This is a genomic window from Nonomuraea sp. NPDC051941 (genome assembly GCF_044593615.1).
In genome coordinates this window covers 458,082-483,389 of the sequence record NZ_JBIUCF010000002.1, presented here as the reverse complement: position 1 = coordinate 483,389, position 25,308 = coordinate 458,082, and the positions used below count along the sequence as shown (strand labels likewise).

The 25,308-nt window shown below is 70.4% G+C and carries 26 protein-coding genes, 1 tRNA gene and 1 pseudogene; 17 read left to right on the top strand and 11 right to left on the bottom strand.

Annotated features, from left to right (window positions below; genetic code table 11):
- The first annotated feature begins 30 nt into the window (after positions 1-30).
- Both ACIHFD_RS06040 and ACIHFD_RS06035 read left to right on the top strand, forming a co-directional pair.
- Positions 31-312, top strand: coding sequence for a hypothetical protein (locus tag ACIHFD_RS06040; protein WP_350728249.1), 282 nt, complete (start codon positions 31-33; stop codon positions 310-312).
- A gap of 13 nt (positions 313-325) precedes the next feature.
- Positions 326-811 (top strand): ChaB family protein, encoded by a 486-nt coding sequence (locus ACIHFD_RS06035; RefSeq protein WP_397365816.1) that lies wholly within the window; start codon positions 326-328, stop codon positions 809-811.
- Between the two features lie 87 nt (positions 812-898).
- Here ACIHFD_RS06035 and ACIHFD_RS06030 read toward each other — a convergent pair whose 3' ends face one another.
- From ACIHFD_RS06030 to ACIHFD_RS06020, 3 genes are all read right to left on the bottom strand, one after another.
- Complete coding sequence (locus ACIHFD_RS06030) at positions 899-2,728, bottom strand: transketolase (RefSeq protein WP_397365815.1); 1,830 nt, start codon at positions 2,726-2,728, stop codon at positions 899-901.
- 81 nt (positions 2,729-2,809) lie between these two features.
- The gene (locus ACIHFD_RS06025) at positions 2,810-3,817 is read right to left on the bottom strand and encodes an SDR family oxidoreductase (RefSeq protein WP_397365814.1); all 1,008 of its coding nucleotides are present in this window, start codon (positions 3,815-3,817) and stop codon (positions 2,810-2,812) included.
- A 7-nt stretch (positions 3,818-3,824) separates the two neighbouring features.
- Positions 3,825-4,100: a hypothetical protein gene (locus ACIHFD_RS06020; RefSeq protein WP_363979501.1), complete on the bottom strand. Its 276-nt coding sequence runs from the start codon at positions 4,098-4,100 to the stop codon at positions 3,825-3,827.
- Positions 4,101-4,154: 54 nt separating this feature from the next.
- On the opposite strand from ACIHFD_RS06020, the pseudogene ACIHFD_RS06015 reads away from it, so the two are divergent.
- The 3 genes and pseudogenes from ACIHFD_RS06015 to ACIHFD_RS06005 all read left to right on the top strand — a co-directional run.
- Positions 4,155-4,346, top strand: a pseudogene (locus ACIHFD_RS06015) (DNA topoisomerase IB); the annotation flags it as partial.
- Between the two features lie 161 nt (positions 4,347-4,507).
- Positions 4,508-4,756, top strand: coding sequence for a BON domain-containing protein (locus ACIHFD_RS06010; protein WP_192787480.1), 249 nt, complete (start codon positions 4,508-4,510; stop codon positions 4,754-4,756).
- Positions 4,749-5,480 (top strand): metallophosphoesterase, encoded by a 732-nt coding sequence (locus ACIHFD_RS06005; RefSeq protein WP_397365889.1) that lies wholly within the window; start codon positions 4,749-4,751, stop codon positions 5,478-5,480. Before ACIHFD_RS06010 ends, ACIHFD_RS06005 begins: the two co-directional genes overlap by 8 nt.
- Before the next feature lie 462 nt (positions 5,481-5,942).
- On the opposite strand, the gene ACIHFD_RS06000 is transcribed toward ACIHFD_RS06005, so the two are convergent.
- A complete protein-coding gene (locus ACIHFD_RS06000; RefSeq protein WP_165959640.1) occupies positions 5,943-6,092 on the bottom strand; it encodes a GPGG-motif small membrane protein in 150 nt (49 codons plus the stop codon).
- Between the two features lie 113 nt (positions 6,093-6,205).
- Between ACIHFD_RS06000 and ACIHFD_RS05995 the strand changes: the two genes are divergently transcribed.
- Positions 6,206-6,802, top strand: a complete 597-nt coding sequence (locus ACIHFD_RS05995) for a nucleotidyltransferase (RefSeq protein ID WP_397365813.1) — start codon at positions 6,206-6,208, stop codon at positions 6,800-6,802.
- A 55-nt stretch (positions 6,803-6,857) separates the two neighbouring features.
- Here the strand turns inward: ACIHFD_RS05995 and ACIHFD_RS05990 are convergent, their stop codons facing one another.
- Entirely contained in the window at positions 6,858-7,199 is a 342-nt protein-coding gene (locus ACIHFD_RS05990; RefSeq protein WP_350728241.1) for a PRC-barrel domain containing protein, read from the bottom strand.
- A gap of 151 nt (positions 7,200-7,350) precedes the next feature.
- On the opposite strand from ACIHFD_RS05990, the gene ACIHFD_RS05985 reads away from it, so the two are divergent.
- From ACIHFD_RS05985 to ACIHFD_RS05960, 6 genes are all read left to right on the top strand, one after another.
- Positions 7,351-8,436 carry an acyltransferase family protein gene (locus ACIHFD_RS05985; RefSeq protein WP_397365812.1) on the top strand — a complete coding sequence of 362 codons (1,086 nt, stop codon included), beginning with the start codon at positions 7,351-7,353 and terminating at the stop codon, positions 8,434-8,436.
- A gap of 67 nt (positions 8,437-8,503) precedes the next feature.
- Complete coding sequence (locus tag ACIHFD_RS05980) at positions 8,504-9,319, top strand: SAM-dependent methyltransferase (protein WP_397365811.1); 816 nt, start codon at positions 8,504-8,506, stop codon at positions 9,317-9,319.
- Positions 9,320-9,490: 171 nt separating this feature from the next.
- Positions 9,491-10,354: a DMT family transporter gene (locus ACIHFD_RS05975; RefSeq protein WP_397365810.1), complete on the top strand. Its 864-nt coding sequence runs from the start codon at positions 9,491-9,493 to the stop codon at positions 10,352-10,354.
- Positions 10,355-10,541: 187 nt separating this feature from the next.
- Positions 10,542-12,692: an accessory Sec system translocase SecA2 gene (secA2, locus tag ACIHFD_RS05970; protein WP_397365809.1), complete on the top strand. Its 2,151-nt coding sequence runs from the start codon at positions 10,542-10,544 to the stop codon at positions 12,690-12,692.
- 45 nt (positions 12,693-12,737) lie between these two features.
- Entirely contained in the window at positions 12,738-13,112 is a 375-nt protein-coding gene (locus tag ACIHFD_RS05965; protein WP_350728236.1) for a VOC family protein, read from the top strand.
- 144 nt (positions 13,113-13,256) lie between these two features.
- Positions 13,257-14,141: a DMT family transporter gene (locus tag ACIHFD_RS05960; RefSeq protein ID WP_397365808.1), complete on the top strand. Its 885-nt coding sequence runs from the start codon at positions 13,257-13,259 to the stop codon at positions 14,139-14,141.
- Between the two features lie 14 nt (positions 14,142-14,155).
- Here the strand turns inward: ACIHFD_RS05960 and ACIHFD_RS05955 are convergent, their stop codons facing one another.
- Positions 14,156-16,558, bottom strand: coding sequence for a hypothetical protein (locus tag ACIHFD_RS05955; RefSeq protein WP_397365807.1), 2,403 nt, complete (start codon positions 16,556-16,558; stop codon positions 14,156-14,158).
- A gap of 7 nt (positions 16,559-16,565) precedes the next feature.
- Positions 16,566-17,141, bottom strand: a complete 576-nt coding sequence (locus ACIHFD_RS05950) for a GNAT family protein (RefSeq protein ID WP_350728233.1) — start codon at positions 17,139-17,141, stop codon at positions 16,566-16,568.
- Between the two features lie 109 nt (positions 17,142-17,250).
- Between ACIHFD_RS05950 and ACIHFD_RS05945 the strand changes: the two genes are divergently transcribed.
- Genes ACIHFD_RS05945 through ACIHFD_RS05935 form a run of 3 tightly spaced genes read left to right on the top strand, consistent with a single transcriptional unit; the run spans position 17,251 to position 20,662 of the window.
- Positions 17,251-18,453, top strand: coding sequence for an acyl-CoA dehydrogenase family protein (locus ACIHFD_RS05945; protein WP_363979530.1), 1,203 nt, complete (start codon positions 17,251-17,253; stop codon positions 18,451-18,453).
- Positions 18,450-19,613 carry an acyl-CoA dehydrogenase family protein gene (locus ACIHFD_RS05940; protein WP_363979533.1) on the top strand — a complete coding sequence of 388 codons (1,164 nt, stop codon included), beginning with the start codon at positions 18,450-18,452 and terminating at the stop codon, positions 19,611-19,613. Before ACIHFD_RS05945 ends, ACIHFD_RS05940 begins: the two co-directional genes overlap by 4 nt.
- Positions 19,610-20,662 (top strand): acyl-CoA dehydrogenase family protein, encoded by a 1,053-nt coding sequence (locus ACIHFD_RS05935; protein WP_397365806.1) that lies wholly within the window; start codon positions 19,610-19,612, stop codon positions 20,660-20,662. The genes ACIHFD_RS05940 and ACIHFD_RS05935 overlap by 4 nt, the downstream gene beginning before the upstream one ends.
- Here ACIHFD_RS05935 and ACIHFD_RS05930 read toward each other — a convergent pair.
- Complete coding sequence (locus tag ACIHFD_RS05930) at positions 20,633-21,223, bottom strand: TetR/AcrR family transcriptional regulator (protein ID WP_397365805.1); 591 nt, start codon at positions 21,221-21,223, stop codon at positions 20,633-20,635. The two genes, ACIHFD_RS05935 and ACIHFD_RS05930, sit on opposite strands and share 30 nt — an antisense overlap.
- A 200-nt stretch (positions 21,224-21,423) precedes the next feature.
- Between ACIHFD_RS05930 and ACIHFD_RS05925 the strand changes: the two genes are divergently transcribed.
- Positions 21,424-22,170 (top strand): nuclease-related domain-containing protein, encoded by a 747-nt coding sequence (locus ACIHFD_RS05925; protein WP_355199550.1) that lies wholly within the window; start codon positions 21,424-21,426, stop codon positions 22,168-22,170.
- A 44-nt stretch (positions 22,171-22,214) separates the two neighbouring features.
- On the opposite strand, the gene ACIHFD_RS05920 is transcribed toward ACIHFD_RS05925, so the two are convergent.
- The gene (locus ACIHFD_RS05920) at positions 22,215-23,579 is read right to left on the bottom strand and encodes a VWA domain-containing protein (protein ID WP_397365804.1); all 1,365 of its coding nucleotides are present in this window, start codon (positions 23,577-23,579) and stop codon (positions 22,215-22,217) included.
- Entirely contained in the window at positions 23,563-24,411 is an 849-nt protein-coding gene (locus tag ACIHFD_RS05915) for a MoxR family ATPase (RefSeq protein WP_185067936.1), read from the bottom strand. Before ACIHFD_RS05915 ends, ACIHFD_RS05920 begins: the two co-directional genes overlap by 17 nt.
- A 118-nt stretch (positions 24,412-24,529) precedes the next feature.
- Between ACIHFD_RS05915 and ACIHFD_RS05910 the strand changes: the two genes are divergently transcribed.
- Positions 24,530-24,603 (top strand) — tRNA-Lys (locus ACIHFD_RS05910).
- 48 nt (positions 24,604-24,651) lie between these two features.
- Here ACIHFD_RS05910 and ACIHFD_RS05905 read toward each other — a convergent pair.
- A complete protein-coding gene (locus tag ACIHFD_RS05905; protein WP_397365803.1) occupies positions 24,652-25,191 on the bottom strand; it encodes a phospholipase in 540 nt (179 codons plus the stop codon).
- Positions 25,192-25,308: the final 117 nt, after the last annotated feature.

Sequence of the window (25,308 nt, the reverse complement as noted above, 5' to 3'; positions counted from 1 at the left end):
AGGTTCCTTCGTGTCAAGGAGGTAAATCTGATGACCATCGCCGGAAGCATCATCCTCATCATGCTCGGCGCGATCCTCACCTGGGCCGTCGAGTTCGACCTCGCCGGTCTCGACATCAACGTAGTGGGGGTCATCCTCATGCTCGGCGGCCTCGTCGGTCTGCTGTTCGGCATCTACAGGATCAGCGTCACCCGTAGAGCGGTCGGACCCGTCGACGAGCCGGTTCACCGTCACGAGGTCTACGAGGAGCCTGAAGCCCGCAGGACCACCGTGTACGAGGAACGCCGCCGCTACGACGAACCACCGCTGTAGGAGGTGAATCGACATGCCAGCTGTTGAAGAGCTGCCGTCGACCATCAAACGTTCGCCGAAGAGAGCGCAGAACACGTGGATCAAGGCGCACGACAACGCCGTGAAGGAGTACGGCGAGGGCCGGCGCGCCCACATGACCGCGTTCGCCGCGCTGAAGCGATCCTTCGAGAAGGTCGGCGACCACTGGGAGCCGAAGAAGGGCCCCTCCGACAAGGCGACCATGACGCGGACCGGTAAGGCGACCACGACGCGGACCAGTGGCAAGGCCACGATGGCCCGGACCGCCAAGGCCGCCACCCGGACCGCCAAGGCCGCGATGACCCGGACGGCCAAGACGGCCGAGGGCGTCGTCGAGGGCGTCAACCTCAACGCCACCAGGGAGTACCTGCAGAAGATGGCCGCCAAGCTCGACGTGCGCGGCCGGTCGAAGATGACCAAGCAGGAGCTGGTGAACGCCATCAGGAGGGCCAACAGGAGGCTGACGGCGAAGGCCCGTTGACGGGGGCTTCCCGCTCAGGGGGTCACGCCAAAAGGGAGGGCCGGGGGCAGGTCGCCCCTCGGCCCTCATTCATGTCCGGCACGTCCCTCACAGGAGCCGCTTGACCGCCTCGGCGATCGCGTGGCGGTCGATGCCGGCGTCGGCCAGCTGCTCCTCGGGCGTCGCGGACCCGGGCAGGCCCGTCACGGCCAGCTTCACCACCCGCGGCCCCAGCTCGCTGACCGCGTCCAGCACCGCGTCGCCGAGCCCGCCCTCCAGCCGGTGGTCCTCCACCGTGATCAGGTTGCCCGTGGTGGTGGCCGCCTCGACCAGCGCGGCCGTGTCGACCGGCTTGACCGAGTACAGGTCGATCACCCCCACCGGGATCCCGGCCCCGCTCAGCTCGTCGGCCGCCGCCAGCGCCTCGTGCACGGTCACCCCTGCGGCCACGATGGTGGCCCGGTCGTTGGGCGAGTGCCGCAGCACCCGCGACCCGCCCACGGGGAACCGCTCGTCCGGCGGGTAGATGACCGGCGTCTCCCCGCGCGTGGTGCGCAGGTAGGAGACGCCTTCGACGTCCGCCAGCTCGGCCGTCAGCGCCGCGGCCTGGTTGGCGTCGCACGGGTAGAGCACGGTGCTGCCGTAGACCGCCCGCAGCATCGCCAGGTCCTCCAGGCCCATCTGGGAGGGCCCGTCCTCGCCGATCGCCACCCCTGCGTGCGACCCCACGAGCCGGATCGAGGCCCTGCTCACGCCGGCCATCCTGATGAAGTCGTACGCCCTGGTCAGGAACGCCGCGAACGTGACCGCGTACGGCTTCCACCCGCGTACCTGCAGGCCGATGGCGGCGGCCACGAGCTGCTGCTCGGCGATGTACATCTCGAAGAACCGCTCGGGGAACTCCTTCCCGAACGCCTCCGCCCTGGTCGAGTCCGCCACCTCGCCGTCCAGCGCCAGGACGTCCCCGCGGGCCGCGCCGAGCGCCGCCAGCGCCTCCCCGAACGCCGTCCGCGTGGCCGCCTTGTCGCCCACCTTGTACGCGGGCAGGCTCATCGGCCTGGTCTCGAACCGGTACGGCGCCGCCGGGGCCTCGGGCTTGTGCACCTCGACCCGCAGGTCCCGCCGGCCGCCCAGCTCCTCGACGGCCTTGTCCGGGTCCTTGAGCGGCTTGCCGTGGGCCCCTTCGCGGTTCTCGACCTCCAGGGCTCCCTCGCCCTTGCGCGTCTTGGCCAGGATCACCGTCGGCCGCCTGCGCGTGTTGCGGGCGTCGCTGAGCGCGTAGTCGATCTGCCCGGGATCGTGCCCGTCGATCTCGATCGTGTGCCATCCGAACGCCCCGAACCTGCGCGCGTAGGCCCCCGTGTCCCATCCGTGCCGGGTGGGCCCGCGCTGGCCGAGGCGGTTCACGTCCACGATCGCGGTCAGGTTGGCCAGCCCCTCGCACCCCGCGTGCTCGGCCGCCTCCCAGATGGACCCCTCGGCGAGCTCGCTGTCCCCGCACAGCACCCACACCCGGTACGGCATCCGCTCCAGCCGCCCGGCCATGGCCACCCCGACCCCGACCGGCAACCCCTGCCCGAGGGACCCGGTGGCCACATCCACCCACGGCAGCCGCGGCGTCGGATGCCCCTCCAACCGGCTGCCCCGCCGGCGGAACGTCAGGAGCTCCTTGTCGTCGACGACCCCGGCTGCCTTGAAGAGCGCATAGAGCAGCGGGGACGCGTGCCCCTTCGAGAAGATCAAGTGGTCGTTGGCGGGGTTGTCCGGGTTCTCGAAGTCGTAGTGCAGGTGGCACGCGAAGAGCACGGCCATCAGATCGGCCGCCGACATCGACGAGGTCGGATGGCCGGACCCGGCCTCAGCGGCCGCCCGCACGGAATCGACCCGCAGTTGCGCGGCCAGCTCGGTCAGGTACTGAAGATCGCGCTCAGGCATCATGGCCTCCTCGGAAGCGGTTTCCCGCCGCCTACCCCGCCAGGCCCGCTTAAGTCGGGTCGATCAGGGGGGACGGGGCTCGGTTCATCGCCCGCGCAGGCGCAGGGCGGCCCACGCGGCGGCCGCGCCGCCGGCCAGCGCGAAGAGGACCGCGCCGCGGTGCTGGGCCAGCCAGAGCTGGGGGCTGTGGGCGTGGGAGCGCGCGTCGAACGAGCCGTGGGCGCCGTAGTCCACGTCCTCGTCCGCCGGCTTCCACAGGTTGGCGACGCCTTCCGGCGGTTTCTCGTCCGTCTGCTGGGACCGCGCGCCGGTTCTGGCCAGATAGCGGTCCACCAGCGCCGGCGCCACGCGCTGGGCCAGGAGGGTGGCGGCTGTGCTGGCCCCCACCCAGTACTCCTTGCGCTCCGGGTGCTCGGCCGCGTACACGATGGCCCTGGCGGCCACCTCCGGCTGGTAGATCGGGGGGACCGGCTGCGGGTGGCGCCGCAGCTTGGACAGCACCCAGTCGAACTGGGGGGTGTTGACCGCGGGCAGCTGCACCAGCGTGATGTCGATGCCGCTGCGGTCGGCCAGCAACTCCGTGCGGACCGACTCCGTGAACCCCTTGACCGCGTGCTTGGCGCCGCAGTACGCCGACTGCAGCGGGATGCCGCGCTGCGACAGCGCCGAGCCGGTCTGGACGATCGCACCCGCGTTGCGCGGGCTCATGAGGTCCAAGGCCACCTTCGTGCCCCAGACGTAGCCCAGGTACGTCACCGCGGTGGTGCGGGCGTACTCATCTGGGGAAATATCGGTGAATTTGGCGAAGACAGATGAAAATGCGGTGTTGATCCAGACGGAAATGGGCCCCATCTCCGCCTCTATACGCTCGGCCGCCCTCCGCACCTGGTCATAGTCGGCCATGTCGGCCTCGAATACCTCGCCGGTGCCTCCTTCCACCCCCACGTCCACGGCGGCGGCGCCCAGCCCGGTCGTGCCCCGGGCGATGAGCGCCACCTTCGCACCCTGGTGCCCGAGCTGCCGGACGACCGCTCGCCCGACCCCGCCGCTGGCACCCGTCACCACCACTACGCGCCCTTCAAGTGGTGCCATGTCGCAATCAGCCCGCCTCTCCGTCCTGTCGCAGCTTCTGGCGTCGCACGGCCAGCGCGATGTCGACCACCGTGGCCAGGCCCACCACGAGCGCGATCCCTGTCATGACGGGCGCCCCGACGATGATCCCGAGCACCGCGAACGCGAACATGAACACCAGCAGGAACGACCCGATCCTGATGTGCGCCACGTCGCGCGGCGTCGCGGGCACCATGGCATGGCCCCTGATGTCCCGCTCCTCGTGCCACTTTCCGTTATCCGGTATGTCCCTGTTATCCGACATGCCGCCCACCTGCCCGTTCTGTTTGTCCCTTAACTTCCGGGGTAGCCGCCGCCCGTGCCCAAGCTGCGTCCCAGTGATCAGAGCGAGCCTGGGATTGTACGGAGGCGCCGCGGGCGCGGGTTCGGCTACCAGGGGCCTGACGGGCGTGCGGTACGCGACCGGGCCACGCTGGCCCGTATCAAGGCGCTGGCCATCCCCCCGGCCTGGACCGACGTGTGGATCTGCACGTCCCCCGACGGCCACCTGCAGGCCGTGGGCCTGGCGGCCGCGCTGACCGAGCTGGGGCGGACACCGATTTCGGGCAACTGGCCACGGCGGGCCCGGTCGAGCAGGCGGTTATTGACCTTATTCGTGCCGTTTGAGGTGTTAATCCAGGGGCATGCGGCGACAGAAGAAGGAGGCGAGCGATGGAAGCTCCGCAGTACGTCGCGGCCCGTGTCCAGCAGGCGCTGGCCGAGGACGGACGCACGCACGAGCTCGGAATCCGCGTCGACATACGAGGCGACCAGCTGTTCCTGCGCGGTGAGGTCAGCGGGACAGGGCAGCGCGAGCGGCTCGGCCAAGTGGCGCACGAGGCCGCGCCCGAGCTCCACCTGCACAACGAGATCAGGGTCGTGGAGGCCAGTGAGCCGGGGGAGGATGAGCGTCTTGACTGACCTGCGTATCGCGGCCGTCGGAGACATCCACCTGGGGGAGGACGACAGAGGCCAGTACCGCAAGAGACTGGTGGGCATCGAGGAACGCGCGGACGTGCTGATGCTGGCCGGCGACCTGACCAGGCACGGCACGCTGGAGGAGGGGCGGGTCGTGGCCGACGAGCTGCGCGGCCTGCCGATCCCCGTCGTCGCGGTGCTCGGCAACCACGACTACCACTCCGACCTGCAGTACGAGATCGCCGGCGAGCTGCGCGACGCGGGCGTCGTGGTGCTCGACGACGACGGCGCCGTCGTCCAGTGCGGTGACAGGAAGCTGGGCGTGGTCGGCGGCAAGGGGTTCGGCGGCGGGTTCGCGGGCAAGTGCGCCAGCGAGTTCGGCGAGCGGGAGATCAAGAACTTCGTCGCCCACACCCGCTACATCGCCGAGTCCTGGAAGGTCGCGCTGAAGGAGATCGTGGCCGAGAAGCGCGTGGTGCTGTCGCACTACTCCCCGGTCAAGGAGACGCTGGAGGGGGAGCCGCACGAGATCTACCCGTTCCTGGGCAGCTACCTGCTGGCGGAGGCGGTCGACACGGCGGGCGCCGACCTGATCCTGCACGGCCACGCGCACAAGGGCAGCGAGAAGGGCATGACGCCGGGCGGCATCAGGGTCCGTAACGTGGCGCTGCCGGTGCTGGGCCGGGCCTACGCGGTCTACTGCCTCGACTGTGAGACCGGGTTCTAGAGGACCTTCGCGGCCAGGAGGCAGATGTCGTCCTCGGTCGCGTCGAACGCCCCCAGCATCATCCCCGACACCCCCTCGACCTGCGCGGCGCCCCGCCCCTGATCAGCACGGGGGCGGGGCGCCCGGCGTTCGTCCAGGCGTAGGTGCGCTCTTTCGGGTCGCTCAGCGTGGCCGGCACCCGGCCGCCTCGCCGGCGGGGTTCCCGGACACGGTCCTGGAGTGGCGGTTGGCCGTCAGGATGCGGAAGTCGACCACGCGACCCAGTGAGTCTTTGAAGGGGGTCAGGTAGAGGGCCGAGGCGTGGGACGGCCTCCAGCATCCCGCGTACCCGGGTTTTGAGCGCCTGCGGTGCCGCAGCCGCGCCAGTTGTTCACGTACTCTCGCCGATGCCGCGCCGGTTTCGAAGCGGGTGAACGGCGGATATGTGTTCACACGCTCCCCATGTCCTCGGGAGCGCGGAACTTATACGTTGAAGATGCTGACTCCGCCAGGTCCGACCAGGAATCCGAGGACGATGAGCACGATCCCCCAGAGGAGGTCGCGCCTGGCCAGGATCACGTAGATCCCGGAGATGACCAGTATTACCGCGATGATCCAGAGCAAAGTAGCCATGGGTCTGCCACTGCCCTAAGGGGGGTTCGCATAACATGTTTTTTCCCTCATTAATGGGCAAGAGACCCCGGCATCCAACGCCTAGTTGACGATCGTTTGGGTAGCCCGAAAACATGACGAGCCACGGTCACGCTGTCACCGACGCCATCCTCGACACGCTCAAGCGTGCCAGCTCAGGGCTGAAGGACGCCGGGGTGAAATTCGCGCTGGCCGGCGGATGCGCGGCTTACGCGAGAGGCGCCGCACCGTCGCTGCACGACGTCGACTTCATGCTGACCGAGCACGACGTGCCGACCGCGCTGGAGGCGCTGCGCGGGATCGGCTTCCAGACGGCCAAGCCGCCGGAGGACTGGCTGGTCAAGGCGTACGACGAGGGGCGGCTGGTGGACCTGATCTTCCGGGTGTCCGACCAGCCGATCACCGACGAGCTGCTGGACCGGGCCGAGCCGCTGAAGGCGTCCGCCGTGATCGTGCCCGTGCTGGAGGCCACCGACCTGGTCATCTCGTGGCTGCTGCCGCTGTCGGAGCACGCCTGCGACTACGGGGCGCTGCTGGCCCAGGTGCGCGCGCTGCGCGAGCAGGTCGACTGGCCGCGCGTGGCCGTCGTGCTCCAGGACTCGCCGTACGCGATGACGTTCATCACGCTCCTGGAGCGGCTGGACGTGCTGAAGGGCCCGATCGAGCCGAAGGGCGACCCGAAGTGGCCGTGAAACGCCCAGAAGGGCCGCGCCCCTGGGGCGCGGCCCTTCTGTTGCGGCATGTCAGTTACACGAGCCGGCCGTAGTAGTCGCCTAGCCGCGTCCGGTACTCGGGTTCCTTGAACCTGCCCTCGTCCAACTCGGGAGCGTCCTTGATCTCGGCCTTGGTGCGCGCCACGTACACGTTGCGCTCCTGAGGGTCGATGCTCGTGATGACCTGTGCCGGGAGCATGACCTTCTTACCGAAGATCCAGGGGCCGGTGTCGACGATGATGTAGCTCTCGCCGACCTCGTACGTCGCCTCGTCGACGGACCCGATCTTTCCATCGGTCGCCTGGACGTGGTAGCCAACGAGATCCAGGGGCTGGCCGCGGTCGTAGACGTCAGCGCGATAGTTCCAGAGCTCCATGGGGGCTCTCTCCCTCTCTTCTTCCGTCCTTCTCGGGCACGCCTCCTGCTACCCGGCCACGGCCGCGTAAACGTCTTGCAAAGCACTTGCATGCAGGCGAGCGGCAAGCGGCCGGGCGCACCCTCTCCATGAACAGGAGGGGGTGGAACCCATGCGAACCAGCTCAGACCGGCTCTACGAGATCGACGGCCTCCGGCTGCTTGCGGCGCTCTGCGTCGTGCTCTTCCACTACACGTTCTCCGGCTGGGCCGGCGGCAACAGCCCGGTGGCCTTCGCCGCCGAGAGCTCCTGGTCCAAGTACGGTTACCTGGGCGTGGACCTGTTCTTCCTGATCAGCGGGTTCGTGGTGCTGATGAGCGCGTGGGGCAGGAGCCCGCGCTCGTTCGTGGTGTCGCGGGCCGTGCGGCTCTACCCCGCGTACTGGGTGGGCATCGCGGTCACCGCCGTGATCACCGTGACGCTGGGGCAGGGGCTGTTCCAGGTGACGCTGCCGCAGGTGCTGGCGAACCTGACGATGTTCCAGGCGGTGCCGGACATCGCGAACGTGGACGTCGTCTACTGGACGCTCTGGGCCGAGATGCGCTTCTACTTCCTCATCCTGGCCCTGACCTGGATCGGAATGACGCGAGGCCGGGTCATGGCGGGGCTGTGGGGCTGGCTGGGGCTGACGTTCGCGGTGGAGACGGGGCTGCTGCCCGGGTTCGCCGACCTGGTCGTGCAGTCGGAGTTCTCCCACTACTTCATCGCCGGGATGGCCCTGTTCATGCTCTACAAGTTCGGGCTGAACCTCCAGATCGCGCTGCTGGTGCCGATCTGCCTGGGCAACGCGGTCTACCGGGCCATCGGGTACGCCGACGCCGTCGGCTCGCGGTACGCGGTGTCGTACTCACACACGGTGATCACCGCCGTGGTCGTGCTCGTCTTCCTCGTCATGACGCTCGTGGCGTTGCGGGCCACCCGCCTGCTGGCCAGGCCGTGGCTGGTGACGGCCGGCGCGCTCACGTACCCGCTATACCTGCTGCACGGGCACATCGGGTTCATCGTGTTCAACCGGGTGGGGGACGCGGTGAACAAGTACGTGCTGCTGGTCGCGCTCGTCGCGGTCATGTGCGGGGCCGCGTACCTGGTGCACAGGTTCGTGGAGCGGCCGCTCGCACCGGCGTTCAAGCGCCTGCTGTCCGGTCGGCCGGCCGTTCCGTCACTGGGCGTGTTCGTCGCGGGGCGTCCCACAATCTGATGCGTTCTTCCCGTTAAGCCCCCAAGTGCGACTACGATCCCGGTCAAAGCACGCAAAGGGGGCGGGGTTGAGTCTCAGCGGAGAGTACGAGTGGGCTCCACCCGGGGTCGACCCGACGCGGCCCAGCGTGGCCCGGGTACACGACGCGCTGCTCGGCGGCATGGAGAACTTCGCCGCCGACCGCTCGGTGGCCCGCAAGCTGAAGGACACGGTGCCCGAGGTGGTGAACCTCGTCTGGTGCAACCGCGCCTTCATCGGCAGAGTCGTGGACTTCCTCGTCCGCGAGGCCGGGATCAGGCAGATCATCGACCTGGGCGCCGGGCTGCCCACGGTGGAGAACACGCATGAGGTGGCCCAGTTCGCCGACCCCAGGGCCAGGGTGGTGTACGTCGACAGCGACCCCATGGTCGAGCCGCACGCCCGCGCCATCCTGAACGGCAATCCGTACGCCGACGCCATCACCGCCGACGTCCGCGACGTGGACGCCGTGCTCGGCCACCCCTCGCTGCGCCGCCTGATCGACCCGGCCCAGCCCACGGCGATTCTCATCATCGGTCTGCTGCACCTGCTGCCGGACCAGGACGACCCGCACGGGCTGGTCCGGCGGTACATGTCCGCGCTGCCGAAGGGCAGCTACCTGGCCGCCTCCAACATGATGGCCTCGGACAACCCCAAGGCCCAGGCGCTGGAGGCCATGCTCCACGTCACCATGGGCGCCGGCTACTTCCGCGACCGGGACTCCATCGCCGCGTACTTCGACGGGCTGGCGCTGGTGGAGCCCGGGGTGGTGCACTTTCCCGAATGGCATCCGGACGAGCGCCTGCCCGGCCCGCTGGCCACCTGGGAACAGCTCCTGCTGGGCGGCGTGGCCCGCAAACCCTAGCCTCCGCCGCGCCGCGCTAGGGTGAGCGAGTGCACCGACGCTTGATCTGCTCCCCGCCGCCCGCCCTCTAGCGGGCGGCATTCCCTGAGATTCCGGGTCTGACCGATCCGGGGGTGGTTGCTGCCCGCACACCGGGCCCATTCCGACCACTCCATCCGGAGCACTCCTGTCATGACCCATGTCTCCGCCCGGCGGGGCGCCCTTTACGTATCCGTGGCCGCGACCGCCTGGGGCACGGGTGGCGCCGCCGGTTCGCTGCTCTTCGAGTCCGGCGGCCTCGGCGCCGTCGGCGTCTCCCTGTGGCGCTACCTTCTCGGTGCCGCCTTCCTTCTCCTCCTCACCCGCCGCCCCGTCGTGGTCGACGGCCGGATCCTGCTGATCGGCGCCGGAATGGCCGTCTACCAGACCGCGTACTTCGCCGCGATCGCCCACTCCGGCGTGGCGATCGCGACCGTGGTGACGATGGGCGCCACCCCCGTCTTCACCGCTCTGGGCAGCCGCTTCCTCCTCCGCGAGCCGCTCGGCCGCGTCGCGCTCACCGCCCTCGCCACCGCCCTGGTCGGGCTCGTCCTCCTCACCGGGGAGACCGCGCTGCAGGCCCGCACGTCCTCCATCGCGGGCATCGGCCTCGCCCTGCTCTCGGCCGCCGGGTACGCCGGGGTCACGATCCTGTCCCGGAGGCACGGGGGCGACGATCCGCAGGGAGTGGCGATCGGCGGGTTCGTGGTCGGGGCGGCCTGCCTGGCGCCGTTCGCGCTGGTGGAAGGGGTCGTGCCGAACGTGAGCCTGCCGTCCGTGGCGCTGCTGCTCTACCTGGGCGCGGTGCCGACGGCGCTCGCGTACGGCCTGTTCTTCCGCGCCCTGACCGCGCTGCGCGCCACCACGGTGTCGATCATCACGCTCGGGGAGGCCGTGGGTGCGGCGGTGCTCGGCGTGGTGCTGTTCGGGGAGCGGCTCACTCCTCTTGCCTGGTCGGGGTGCGTGCTGCTGCTGGCCGCCGTCACAGTTCTCGCCGTACGGGCTGAATCCGGGTGACTCGGGCATGAGCGATGTGGCGGCGCAGCGTCCCGGATGAGCTAATGTCCGGTACGGCGGCGCTTGCCGTAACGTCGCTCCGCTCCCCTCCCTTGTAAGAGGGAACGGTGTCGGCGAAGCGTGCGTTGGAGGAACTGTGGCCTCAATAAAGGGAATCATCAGGAACCTCTTGGATCGTCCAGGAGGGGTGCCCCTGACCCCCTATGAGAAGACCGTCAAGGCGGCGGAGGGCCGCGCCGATCGGTTGCGCAAGCTCGACGAGCTGCCCGAGCCGAAGATGGACGATCTGGCCGAGTTCTGCGCCATCGCACGCGAGGCCGCCGACAGGACGCTGGGCCTGCGGCCGTACGACGTGCAGTTGCTCGGCACCTTGGCCCTCCTCGACGGGAAGGTCGCCGAGATGGCCACCGGCGAGGGCAAGACTTTGTCCGGCGCCATGGCGGCGGCCGGCTACGCGTTGCAGGGCAAGCATGTCCACGTGATCTCGGTGAACGACTATCTGGCCAGGCGCGACGCCGAGTGGATGGGCCCGTTCTACGAGGCGCTCGGCGTCACCGTGGGCTGGATCGGCCAGAACTCCACGCCGGAGGAGCGGCGCGAGGCGTACGCGAAGGACGTCACGTACGGGCCCGTCAGCGAGATCGGGTTCGACGTGCTGCGCGACCGCCTCCGCACGGAGGCCGGCGAGATCATCGTGCCCGCGCCCGAGGTGGCCCTGATCGACGAGGCCGACTCCGTGCTGGTCGACGAGGCCCGCGTGCCGCTCGTGATGGCCGGGTCCACCGACCCCGGCAGCGCGGTGCCGGAGATGGCGGCGCTGGTCAGGCAGCTCGTACGCGGCTACCACTACGAGATCGACGAGCAGGCCCGCAACGTCTACCTCACCCCCAAGGGCGCCGACAGCGTCGAGAACCTCCTCGGCGTCGAGCTCTACGACGAGCACGAGCCCGGCACGCTCATCGAGCTCAACCTGGCCCTGCACGCCCACGCGCTGCTCGCCCGCGACGTCGACTACATCGTGCGCGACGGCAAGGTCCAGCTGATCAACCCCTCGCGCGGCCGGGTGGCGCTGCTCCAGCGCTGGCCCGACGGGCTGCAGGCGGCCGTGGAGGCCAAGGAGGCGCTGCCGCCGAGCGAGAAGGGCGAGATCCTCGACTCGATCACCGTTCAGGGCCTGATCCGCCGCTATCCGGAGATCTGCGGCATGACGGGCACGGCGGTGGCGGTCAGCGAGCAGCTCGGCGAGTTCTACGGCCTCAAGGTCGCGGTCATCCCGCCCAACCGGCCCTGCGTGCGCGAGGACGAGCCGGACCGCATCTACCCGACCGTCCCCGACAAGGACGCCGCCCTGGTCGAGGAGATCCAGGAGATCCACGCCACCGGCCGGCCGATCCTCATCGGCACGCTCGACGTCGCCGAATCGGAGAACCTCGCCAAGCTCCTCCAGCGCCGCGGCATGGAGCCGGTCGTCCTCAACGCCAAGAACGACGCCGAAGAGGCCGCGATCATCGCCAAGGCGGGGGAGCGCGACGCCATCACCGTCTCCACCCAGATGGCCGGGCGCGGCACCGACATCCGCCTCGGGGACGGCGTCGCCGAGACGGGCGGCCTGTACGTGATCGGCTCGGGCCGCCACGCCAGCAGCCGCCTCGACGACCAGCTCCGCGGGCGCGCCGGCCGCCAGGGCGACCCGGGCGGCTCGGTCTTCTTCGTCAGCACGCAGGACGACCTGATCACCCAGTTCGTCCCCGACGAGCGCCCGCCCGCCGCCGACGCCGACGGCATCGTCCGCCACCGGCGCGGCGCGTACCTCGTCGGCCATGCCCAGCGCGTCGCCGAGGGCGTCAACCTGGAGATACACCGCAACACGTGGCGCTACACCCGCCTCCTGGAGCACCAGCGCGAGCTCATCCTGGAGTGGCGCGACAAGGTCCTGCACGGCGACTCCGCCTCCAAGGCCCTGTCCACGGCCGATGCCGAACGCTGGGAGGCCCTGCCGGAGGACTCCAGGGACGAGACCGCCCGCCAGATCGTCCTGCACGCCATCGACCGCTGCTGGACCGAGCACCTGGCGTTCCTGACGGACCTGCGCGAGGGCATCCACCTGCGCGCGCTGGGCCGGATGAGCCCGGTCGACGAGTTCCACCGGGAGGCGGTGGCCGAGTACAAGTCGCTGCTGGCGGAGGTGGAGCGGCGCTCGCTGGAGTCCTTCGAGGCGCCCGAGCCGGACCTGAAGCGGCCGACGGCCACCTGGACGTACCTGGTGCAGGACAACCCGTTCGGCACGGAGTGGGACCGCATCCTCAAGCGGGTGACGGCCGCCACCCGCCGCGGCTAGCCGTACCTGACAGAAGGTGACAGGTACGGCTGGAACCATGGGCTCATGACGACGAAAGCAAAGCTCCTGGCCGTTACCCTCGACTGCGCGGAGCCCAAGAAGCTGGCCGAGTTCTACCACGAGATCACGGGGTGGGAGATCCAGTACGCGGAGGACGAGTACGCCGCCGTGGGGAACGGCACCACCAGCATCTACTTCGGCCGGATCCCCGACCGCAAGCCGGTGACCTGGCCGAGCCCGGACAAGCAGTTCCACCTGGACTTCCGGGTGCCGGACGTGGAGAAGGCGGCGGAGGAGTACGTCGCCCTGGGGGCCACGAAGCCCGAGTTCCAGCCGGGGATCACGGAGGACGGCGTCGGCTGGATCGTCCTCCAGGACCCCGCAGGCCACCTGTTCTGCGTCTGCCCCGACCGCTCCTGACCTCTTCCCAGCCGGTCACACATGTGTCCTGGCCGGGATCAGCTCCGCCCGAACGATCCACCAAAAGTATGATTCGCCAGCTTTGCTTCCCTCATAAGCTAGAGGAATGCTCTTGGAAGGATCCATGCCCCTGCGCGGGCGCCCATGACCTGGGTCGGCCTGATCATCGCCCTGGCAGGAGCGCTTGGATACGCACTCGGCGCGGCCCTGCAACAGTACGAGGCCGTCGCCGGGGGCGCCTCGCTCAAGCTGGTCCGGCGCCCCCGCTGGTTGATCGGCGGCGCCATCGGCCTCACCGGCGCCTGCCTGCACGCCGTGGCGCTGAGTTTCGCCCCGCTGGTGGCCGTCCAGCCGATCAGCGTCGCCACGCTGGTGTTCGCCGTGCCGCTGGCCGCGTTCATGTACGGGCGCAAGCCGTACCGCGCGGAGATCTTCGGCTCGATCGCGGTGGCGGTGGGCCTGCTCTGGCTCATGCTCCTGGTGCCGCACCACAACGTGACGCCGAGACTGAGTGACGGCGCCGCGCTCGTGTTCCTGGCCGTGATCGGCGTGATCGTCCTGGTGACACAGCTGATCGCGGCCCGGGTGCACGGGCCGAGCAGGGCGTTACTGCTGTCCGTGGGCGCGGGCGTGGTGACGGCGAGCGTGTCCACGTTCGTCCGGGTCGTCGGGGGCGGCATGGAGGGGGACTGGGGCCGGCTGGTGCACTGGTTCACGCTCGCCGTGCCCGTGCTGCTGGTCTGCGCGGTGGTGCTGTTGCAGCGCTCGTACGAGGTCGGCTACTTCGGCATCGCGTACGCCGGCGTACAGGTCATCGATCCCATCACCTCGGTCCTCGCCGGCGTGATCCTCCTCGGCGAGCCCCTGCCGACCAACCCCTCCACCGCGATCCCCGCCATCCTGGCCAGCGCGCTCACCATCGGCGGCACGATCACCCTCGGCCGCCTCGCCCCCGACCACTCCCACCCCACCCCCACGCAGCCCCAGCCGGCCCCCGAGCCGGTGTCCGCGACCTCCCAGGCCGGCTGACCCTTCGTCCGTGGTCAGCAGGTGTCGCGGTGCGGCAGTTCGGGCAGGTGCAGCGACCACTCCTGCGGGGAGAGGGCGCCGTACCGGGAGCAGATGTACGCGGCGTGATCCCGGGGCGCGGGCCCGGGTGCCAGATCGATGGTCAGCACGATTCCGTGTCCGGCCAGGACCCGCAGCCGCCGTCCGTCCCCGGTGATCGTGGCCTGGGCCGCCCGGTCGACGCCGGCCGCGGGCACCGCCCTGTCGGCCACCGGCGTGCCGGTGCCGTCATCGAGCCGCCAGACCCGTACCCGATCGCTGTCCGTGCTGACGAGCAGCCGCCCGTCCGGGCTGAACCGCAGGTGGCCCGGCGAGGGGCGCAGCCGGGCGGACCGGGTGGGCACTCCGTCGAGGCCGTAGATCTGGATCCCGCTCTCCTCGGCGATCGCCACCCGCTCGCCGTCCGGGGCGAACGTCGTGTACTCCCACGGCATCCGGTCCAGCCACGGTGCGCGGGACGGCCGGGGCGGGCGGCGGAGCTCCGAACGATTGCCGGCGAAGACCAGTGCCACCCGGTCCCCGGGGCCCACCACCGCGTACTCGCCCACGAACGCGGCTCGCCGCGCCCTCAGGTCCCACGCCCAGCGCTCGCCCGACAGCCGGGCCGCCGCGAACAGCAGGCCGCCGCCCGGGCTGAACCATGCCGACTGTTCCCCGGGGGCGCCGAGGCCGCGGCCGAAGGGCGGGCCGACGCCGTCGCCGGACGTGGTGTCCCAGAGGTACGAGCGGTCGACGCCGACGAGGGCCAGCGTGTGGCCGTCGGGGGACCAGGCCATGGCGCGCACGGTCTGGACCGGGCCCGCCGTTCGAGCGAGCAGGCGGCGGGAGGGGATGTCGTACACCCGCAGGGTTCCCTCGTCGAGTGCGGCGAGGCGGGAGCCGTCGTCGCTGATGGCGTGGAGGGAGCGGGGGCCCGCGTACGGGTCGGCGAACACGTCCACCGCCGGATCCGCCGACGTCAACGCCCGGCGCGCCTCGGGGATCGGGGCCAGGCGCCACGCGGCCAGGCTGAGCTTGCGGGCCGTCACCGGGTCCGCCAGCCGCAGCGCCTCCGCACGGGAGGCCGCCACCTTCGCCATCGCCTGGTCCAGGCGTCCGTCGGCGGCGCCCCGCTGCCACAGGGCGAGCAGCACCACCACCGACAGCAGCCCCGCCATGACCGTCCACCGCCTGCGCGACCTCCGGCGTACCCTGGCGAGCCCCGCGTCCAGGAACGTCTGCTCGCCGGCGCTCAGCGTCACCCGCCTCCGGCCGCTGGCCGCCCACGCCAGTGCCCTGTCCAGCGGCTCCCCACGGAACAGCGCCGCCTCCCGCCGCCCGCCCGCTTCCCACCGCCGGGCCGCCCGCGCCAGCTCCCTGTGCACGGCCAGTCCGTCGCGCTCGCCGTCCAGCCATTCGTGCAGCCGCGGCCAGGCCCGCAGGAGCGCCGCGTACGTGATCGCCGGCGAGTCGTCACCTTCAGTGAGGAGGCCGGCCTTGCCGTACGCCTCCAGCACCCCGTCGATCGAGGTCACCTCGTCGGTGGCGCGGCCGGCGACCAGGTCGGTTCTGGAGGCGGTGACGATGATGTCGGAGCCGTCGGAGTCCAGGTCCACCAGGCGGAGGAAGACGTCCGGCACCAGGTCCTGCTCGGCCGGGCTGAGCCGCGCGTACACGGTCTCGGCGCGGACGCCCAGCGGCGGGTCGGAGACGGGCTCGGGGGGCAGCAGGCGGCCCTGCTGGGATTGCGGGGTGTCGAGGAGGGAGAGGAGGAGCTGGTGGGCGCTCGGGCGGCGTTCGGGATCTCGCTGCAGGGCGGCGGCCACCAGCCCGCGTAACGGGCGGTCCAGCCGCTCGCCGTGGCCTGATCGCTCGTCCGGGCCGTAGGCGGCGAAGATCAGCAGCCGCCCCCAGGCGTGCACGTCCGCTGCCGGTACCGCCGGCTCCCGGGGGAGACACCAGCCCAGGCCGACCAGGCGCGGCCCCTCGGTGCCCAGGATGACCTTGTCGGGGGTGAGGGACCCGTGCACCGCGCCCGCCTCGTGGGCCGCGGCCAGCGCGGTGGCCACGGCGGTGGCCAGGCGGTAGAGGGCGTCGCCCGTGTACGGGCCGTGCCGGTCCACGACCTGCCGCAGGGTGGGGCCGGGGATGTACTCGCCGACCAGGTAGGGCGGATCGCCGTCCAGGCAGGCCTCCGTCAGCCTGGCGACCGACAGCGACCGCACGCGCCCGGCCGCCGAGGCGGCGGTGGCGAGCCTGGCGCGGGCCTCGGCGTCCGGCAGGCAGGGCACTCCCAGCGCATGCCGCGTGCCCGACTCGTCGTAGGCCTCGCGGACGATGACGCGCCCGCCGCCGTCGAGCCGGGCGCCGAGCCAGTAGCCTCCCAGCCGATCAGTCATACACCCCTTAACGGTCCAAGCGGGCCCGGTGCTGCGGCCACTCCTCTTCGAGGATGCCGAAATAGACCGTGTCGCGCCAGGTGCCGTCCGGCCGCTTGCGATGCCGCCGCAGCGTTCCCTCGTGCACCCCGCCGATGCGCTTGATGGCGTTCTGCGACCGGAGGTTGAGGTGGTCGGTCTTGAGCAGGACGCGGTTGTAGCCGAACGCGAAGGCGTGGTCGATGAGCAGGACCTTGCAGCCGGTGTTCACGGCCGTGCGCCACACCGACCGGCCGTACCACGTCCAGCCGATCTCGATGCTGGCGTCGAAGCCCGGCACGTCGCCGTACGTGGTCCAGCCCACGGCCCGCCCGCTCTCCTTGAGCACCACCGCGAAGGGGACGTGGTTGTCGTCGGTCATCAGCCCGAGGGCGACCTTCCCCAACTCCTCCTCGGACCGCGGCGCGGGCGCGGGCAGCCAGCGCCAGACCTCCTCGTCGGCGCCGGAGGCGGCGAACAGGTCGGGAACGTGGTCGAGGGTGAGCGGTTCGAGCCGGACGACGCCGTTCTCGAGCACCACGGGGGCAGGCAGCTTCGCGGTCATGGCAGGCAACTCTAGGGGCGCCTGTGAAGTCCCGATTATGGCCACCTGCACCTTTTTGTGGGGAACCACCTGTCGACACTCATACCGGCCGGTCGGTAGGCTCGCAGGCATGGACTTCGCCTTTGACAGCGTCACCGAGGACCTGCGCGAACGACTGCTGCGATTCATGGAGGAATGCGTCTACCCCGCCGAGGCCCCCTTCGAGGAGCAGGCGGCGGCCAGCGGCTGGAGCCCGCCACCCCTCATGGAGGATCTCAAGGACGAGGCCAGGAAGCGCGGCCTGTGGAACCTGTTCCTCCCGGGCGAGCACGGCGCCGGCCTGACGAACCTCCAGTACGCGCCGCTGGCGGAGATCATGGGCCGGAGCCCCACCATCGCCCCGACGGCCACCAACTGCGCCGCGCCCGACACCGGGAACATGGAGGTCCTTTCCATGTTCGGCAGCGAGTGGCAGCGCAAGGAGTGGCTGCGGCCGCTGCTCGACGGGGAGATCCGCTCCGCGTTCGCGATGACGGAGCCCGACGTGGCCTCCTCGGACGCCACGAACATCGCCACCTCCATCGTCCGCGATGGCGGCGAGTACGTCATCAACGGCCGGAAGTGGTTCATCTCCGGCGCGATGAACCCCAACTGCAAGATCTTCATCGTCATGGGCAAGACGAACCCGGACGCGCCCAAGCACCGCCAGCAGAGCATGATCCTGGTGCCCCGTGACACACCCGGGCTGCACATCAAGCGCGGCATGCACGTCTTCGGCTACACCGACGCCGACCACGGCGGCCACGCCGAGATCGTGTTCGAGGACGTACGCGTGCCCGTGGAGAACCTGATCGGCGAGGAGGGCGGCGGCTTCGCGATCGCCCAGGCCCGGCTCGGCCCCGGCCGCATCCACCACTGCATGCGCCTGATCGGCATGGCCGAGCGCGCCGTGGAGCTGATGTGCAGGCGGGCCCTGGCCCGGACGACGTTCGGCAAGCCCGTCGCCCAGCAGGGCGTGGTCCAGGAGTGGATCGCCGAGTCGCGGATCAGGATCGAGCAGCTGCGCCTGCTCGTGCTCAAGACCGCCTGGCTCATGGACACGGTGGGCAACCAGGGCGCGCACACCGAGATCCAGGCCATCAAGATCTCCACGCCGATCGCCGTGGAGTGGATCCTGGACAAGGCCGTCCAGGTGCACGGCGCGGGCGGCGTCTCGCAGGACTTCCCCCTGGCAGGGCTCTGGGCGGGCGCCCGCTCGCTGCGCCTGGCGGACGGCCCCGACGAGGTGCACAAGCGGTCCCTGGCCTATCGCGAGCTGAAGAGGTACATGTGAACGAGGCGGAGATCAAGGAGCGGGTCGCGGCGTTCCTCGCGGAGCACGACCCGGACGGGGACCGGCTGGAGTTCCTGCGGGCGAGGTTCGACGCGGGGCTGGCCTGGGTGTGGTTCCCCGAAGGGCTCGGCGGGCTGGGCGCGTCGCGGGAGCTGCAGCTGGTCGTGGAGCGGGAGCTGGCCGGCACGCCGCAGCTCAACGTCGGCGTCCAGGGCATCGGGCTCGGGATGGCGGCCCCGACGGTCCTGGCGTTCGGGACGGAGGAGCAGAAACGCCGCTTCCTCCGGCCGCTGTGGACCGGCGAGGAGATCTGGTGCCAGCTCTTCAGCGAGCCCGGCGCGGGATCCGACCTGGCCACGCTCGCGACCCGCGCCGTCAGGGACGGGGACGAATGGGTCGTCGATGGCCAGAAGGTATGGACGTCCGGCGCCCATCACTCCAGGTGGGCCATCCTCGTCACCCGTACCGACCCGGACGTGCCGAAACACCGCGGCATGACGTACTTCATCTGCGACATGCACGCGCCGGGCGTCGAGGTGCGGCCGCTGCGGCAGGTCACCGGTGAGGCCGAGTTCAACGAGGTGTTCCTGACCGGCGTGCGGCTCCCCGACGAGCTGCGGCTCGGCGAGGTCGGCGACGGCTGGCGGGTCGCGCAGACCACGCTGATGAACGAGCGCGTCGCCATCGGCGGCGCCCCCGTGCGGCGCGGCGGCGGCATGGTCGGCGTCGTGGTCGACTCCTGGCGCGCCCACCCCGAGCTGCGCACCCACGACCTGCACCAGCGGCTGCTGTCGCTCTGGGTGGAGTCGGAGGTCACCCGCCTGTCCGGGGCGCGGCTGCGCGAACAGCTCGCCGCCGGCCAGCCGGGGCCCGAGGGGTCCGGCATGAAGCTGTCGTTCGCCAAGCTCAACCAGGCGCTGTCCGGCTTCGAGGTGGAGTTCGGGCGCGATCTGGGCTACGACGACTGGACGTTCCGCCGCTCCGAGGACGTCGACTTCTACGGCCGCGGCCCCGGCTACCGCTACCTGCGGGCCAAGGGCAACTCGATCGAGGGCGGCACGTCCGAGATCCTGCGCAACATCATCTCCGAGCGGGTGCTCGGCCTGCCCTCAGAGCCCCGCGTCGACAAGGACGTGCCCTGGAAGGACCTGCCGCGATGAGCGACCCGATGACGCTGCTTTACTCCGAGGTCGAGGAGGAGCTGCGGGCCGCGGTGCGCGGGCTGCTCGCCGACCGCTGCCCGCCCGCCGCCGTCCTCAAGCGGATCGAGTCCGAGCCGTACGACCTCGACCTGTGGAAGACGCTGGCGGGCGAGATCGGGGTGGCCGGGCTGCTCATCCCCGAGCAGTACGGCGGCGCCGGGGCGTCGGCCAGCGAGGCGGCCGTCGTGCTGGAGGAGCTGGGCAGGGGAGTGGCGCCGGTGCCGTTCTTCACCAGCTCGGTGCTGGCCACCCGCGCGCTGCTGCCGACCGGTGACGCGCTGCTGGAGGAGCTGGCCGAGGGCAGGAAGACCGCCGCCCTCGTCGTGCCGTTCGCGGCCTCCCCGTACCGGGCGGGCGCGGCCGTGCGGCTCGAGGATGGACGGCTGACCGGGACCGTCACCGGGGTGGCCGGGGCCGACGTGGCCGACGTGCTGCTGGTGCCCGTCGGCGGCAGGCTGCACGCCGTGGAAGGGGGCGCGCTCGTCCAGGTCGTGCCGTCGCTCGACCAGACCAGGCCTGTCGCGACCGTCACCTTCGACGGGGCCGAGGCAAGGGACGTGGGGGAGTGCGACCTGGCGGAGGTGCTCAGGTTCGGGGCGGGGCTGCTGGCGTCCGAGCAGCTCGGGGTGGCCGAATGGTGCCTCGACACGACGCTCGCCTACGTCAGGGAACGCCACCAGTTCGCCCGGCCGATCGGCTCCTTCCAGGCGATCAAGCACCGGCTGGCGGACCTGTGGCTGGACGTCGTACGGGCCAGGGCCGCCGCCCGGAGCGCCGCGACCGACGGCTCCGCGCTCTCCGTGGCCGTGGCCCAGTCGTGGAACGCGGGCGTGGCCGTACACGCCGCCGAAGAGGCCCTGCAGCTTCACGGCGGGATCGGGATGACGTGGGAGCATCCCGTGCATCTCTACCTCAAGCGCGCCAAGGCCGCGGAGATCGCGCTGGGCACGCCCGGCGACCACCGTGCGGCGCTGGCCTCACTCGTCGACGTGCCCGGCCCCGAGTGAGGTGAGCAGCAGGTCGGCGAAGTGCCTGCCCACCTGGGCGCCGGTCAGTGGCCCGTCCACGTGGAACCACGAGCCCAGGTGGTGCACCGAGCCGAAGAAGTAGTCGACGATCAGCTCCGCCGGGACCCGGTCGCTGAAGACGCCCTCGCGCTGGCCCTCGGCCACGAGGCCGCGGAAGCGCTCATGGTAGCGGCGGCGCTCGGCTCGTACAGTCTTCTGCGTCTCGGGCGCGAGCAGGTGCATCGACCTGAAGAAGATCTTGGAGTCGTCCAGGTTCGCGGCCGTGGTCTCCACGACGTCGGCCGCGGCCCGGTGCAGGCGCTGCCGCACGTCGCCGGGGCCGTCGGCGATCCGCGTCAGCCGGTCCATCTGCATGCGCAGCACCCGGCCGTAGATCTCGTGCAGCAGGTCGTCCTTGGAGTCGAAGTAGTGGTACATGGCGCCCTTGGTGACGCCGGCCGCCACGACGATCTCCTGGACGGAGGTGCTCTCGAAGCCGCGCTCGGCGAACAGACGGGTCGCCTCGGCGAGCAGTCGCTGTCTGACCGGTTCCTCTTTCACATGTCCCCCTTTGTCACCTGCTTTAGCATACCGACTGGTCGGTTGAGGTCATTTGCTGGTCTTGCGGGTACTAATTACGTCACCTTAGGCTCGCCTTGGTTGAGGGGCGGGTATCCCTTGACTGGCGAGGGATCTTCGGCGTGGCAGATCCTGCATCACATCTACATTGGGGGTTTGCCGTGCCCGGTGGCTCTATCTATGTGCAACCAGACGAGAAGTACACAGGGTCTTCTCCGCAGTGGTGGTACGAGAAGTTCTGGCGTGAGGACGCGTCCAACCGGCGCAAGTCCCGTTATGTCAAGGCGGCCGTGGGCTTCGTGATCGGGGTAGCGCTCGCGCTGAGGTTCGGCATGTCCGGGGCCGCTCCGCTGTTCGGCCTGCTCCTGGCCGGGCTCGTGGCGGCGGGCGACTGGCTCCTCGACTGGCGTTCCTTCCACGCGACGGCCGTGTGGCGCGGTGCGCGCAAGGGAGAGGCGATCACCGGGAAGCTGCTGCGCAGGTCCCTCGGCCGCCTCGGCTACACCGTGCTCGACGGCCGCGCCATCCGTGGCCAGGCGTCGATCGACCATCTGGTGATCGGCCCGGGCGGCTTGTGGATCATCGACAACGAGTCCTGGAGCCCCGACACCGAGATCGCCTGCTACGCCGGCCGGCTGTTCTTCGGCGAGAAGTACGGCACCAAGACGGCCAAGCCGCTGGTGGAGGCCTCCGAGGCGTTCGCCGAGCTGCTGAGCCGCGAGACGCGCATCCCGGTGACGATCACGCCGTTGCTCGCCGTCCACTGCGGGCTGCTGCCCAAGGGCGGCATCGTGGTCGCCGAGGGCCTGACGCTGCTCAAGCCGCGGCTGGCGGCCAAGGTGATCAAGTCGGCCGACCACGTCGCGCTCAACGCCGAGCAGATCGAGCTGCTGACCCGCACCGCGGCCAGGGAGCTGCACCGCGCCTGAGGCTTCAAGCCGGCGCCGGCGGCTTCAGGCCGGCGCCTCAGGCTTCAGGCCAGCGTCTCGATGAAGGCCGTGAGCTGGGCGACGTTGCGGCACTCGTGCATGGGGACGACCGCTCCGTACTCGCTCGCGACCGAGTCTCCCGTGTCCCACTGCGCCACGGGCTCGGGGTTGAGCCAGTACGCGTGCCGTGAGCGGCCCACGAGCGACCTGAGCACGTCCAGGGCGGGTGGCTGGTAGTTGGAGCGGGCGTCGCCCAGGATCAGCAGCGAGGTCCTGGGCCCGATGGCGTCGCCGTACCGCTCGGCGAAGCGCTCCAGCGAGTGCCCGTAGTTGGTACGCCCGAAGCGCACCATGTCGGCCTCGTTCGTCAGCCTGGTCATGGCCTCGACCACGTCGGCGCCGGGGACGAAGAACCGGGTGATCTCGTCCACCGTGTCCACGAACCCGAACGCCCGCACTTTGGTGAACTGCTCCCTCAGCGCGTACGTGAGCAGCAGCGTGAAGTGGGCGAACGACGAGACCGAGTCGCTGGTGTCGCAGAGGATGACCAGCTCGGGCTTGTGCGGCCGCGGTGGCCTGAAGTGCGTGGTCAGCGGCACGCCGCCGCTCTGCAGCGAGGCCCGCACGGTCCTGCGGAAGTCGAGGCGGCCGCGCCTGCCCTTGCGCTGCTTGATCGTCAGGCGGGTGGCCAGGCGTCTGGCCAGCGGATGGACCTCGCGGCGCAGCCTGGCCAGATCCGCCTTGGTGATGCGGAGGAAGTCGATCTGGTCGAGCGGGGGCCGGACGGCGGAGCGGGCGATGCGCTCGATCCCCGAGTCCTCGGCGATGCGGCGGCGCACGTCGGTGGCCACGGCCTCCTCGAAGCGCCGGGTGTTGTCGTAGACCGTCCTGCGGGCGTTCTTCTCGGCCAGGCCGCCGCGCTCCTGGCCCTGCAGGACGTTCTGGAGGATGCGGGCCATCAGCGTCTCGGGGGAGAGGGCGCGCATGACGCTGTAGGAGAACCAGTTCTGCCGCCCGGGGGTGGCCGCCGGCTGGTGGCCGAAGCGCCCCACCATGGCCTGGGCGAACTCGCGCAGCTCCTGGTCGGTGCCGCCGGTCAGGAGCCGGGCGAGATGGTCGCGCAGCTCGTCGACGGGCGCCGTCTCCAGGTCGATCGGCCGCTCGGCGCGCTCGGTGTGCATGCCGGACGTCGAGGCCGGGAACCACAGGTCGAACAGCACGTCGAACCCCGGCCGGTACGCGGGCTTCTTGACCAGCGTGGCCGCGTAGGCGGCGCGCAGCGACTCCCGCTCGCTGAGCTCGATCACCCGCAGCGCGTGCGCGGCGTCCAGCCCCTCGGCCACCGACACCGGGATCCCGGCCTCGCGCAGCGCCCGCACGAACCCGACATGCCTATCGATCAGCGACATCCGGCAACCCCAGCTCCTTGACCGCCCGCGCCTGGTCGGAGGCGTGCTTGAGCACCACGCCCAGCGTCCCGGCCACGGTGGCCTCGTCGAGGTCGTCCCGCCCGAGCGCCAGCAGCGTGTTGGCCCAGTCGACGGTCTCGGCCACCGACGGCGCCTTCTTCAGCTCCAGCGCCCGCAACGTGGCCACTGTCCTGGCCAGCCGCTCGGCCAGGTCGGCCCGGATGCCCGGCACCTGGCTGAGCACGATGTCCCGCTCCCGCTCGGGGGTGGGGTATTCGAGGTGCAGGTAGAGGCAGCGCCGCTTGAGCGCCTCGGACAGCTCGCGGGTGGCGTTGGAGGTCAGCACCACGTACGGCCGGCGCGTGGCGGCGATCGTGCCCAGCTCCGGGATCGTGATCTGGAAGTCCGACAGCAGCTCCAGCAGCAGCCCTTCGACCTCGACGTCTGCCTTGTCGGTCTCGTCGATGAGCAGCACGGTCGGGCCGGCGGCCCTGATCGCCTTCAGCAGCGGCCGCTCCAGCAGGAACTCCTCGGAGAAGATGTCGTCGTCCGCGCTGGTGGCCTGGATCCTGAGCAGCTGCTTCTTGTAGTTCCACTCGTACAGGGCCCTGGCCTCGTCGAGCCCCTCGTAACACTGCAGCCTGATCAGCTCGGCCCCGGTCGCCAGGGCCACGGCCTTGGCCAGCTGCGTCTTCCCCACGCCCGCGGGGCCTTCGACCAGCAGCGGCTTGCCCAGCGCCGCGGCCAGGAACACCGAGGTGGAGATGGCGTCGTCGGAGAGGTAGTCGACGGCGGCGAGCCGCTCCGCCACCTCGGCGGGAGAGTCGAACATCGATGATCCTGTCTGCCGGAGCCGGGGGCCGAACTTTATTCTAGCCTTGACCGCCCGACAGGCCCGCCTGCTACCGATTCGACCAGGATGCGGATCACCGGTATATTCCTCTCTGCAAGCGCCGCTAGCTCAGTTGGTTAGAGCAGCTGACTCTTAATCAGCGGGTCCGGGGTTCGAGTCCCTGGCGGCGCACCGCACGAAAAGGGCGGGGATGCCAAGGCATCCCCGCCCTTTTCGTTGTCAGGATTCGACGCTCTCCGCGTTCTGGGCGCTCAGCTGCGCCTCCTGCTGCACTTCCTGGATCTGCTCCTGGGTGACGTTGAGGTTCCCGAACTCCTTGACCGCCTGGTAGTACGTCCAGGCCAGGCCGTTGCAGGTGGACTTGGAGACGCCCGAGTACCTGGCGCACACCTGCTTCATGTCGTAGTAGAACGAGTCATCGATGCGCGACTTGTTCGCCGGGAACTGGCTCACGTCCTTGTAGTTGCGGTAACCGAAATCGTGCCTTCTGCACGGCATCCGGAAATCGAAGCCGAGCGGCTGGTCCGGGCTGCTCGAGCACAGGTCGGTCGACCAGTCGAAGGCGTAGTCGGCCCACGCGGCCTGGTTCTCCCAGGCCGCCCGCCAGGACGAGGCGCTGGCGGCCGTGGGCTGCGAGAAGCCGGAAAGAGCGGCGAGCTTCTGCTCCAAGGTCACCGCGTGGGCGGGCAAGGCGAACCCGAGTACGGTGATCACAGAGAGGGCGAAAGCGGCGAGTAGCGCGCGGGATCGTCTGACCATGAGGACCTGCTCCTGTTGCCGGGGGGTCGGATGCACGTCCTCACGATGACCCGAAACCATCGGGAAGGGCAGAAGCAGATCTTGCTCAATTCCGAAAGAAGGGTTCGCCGAGTCTCG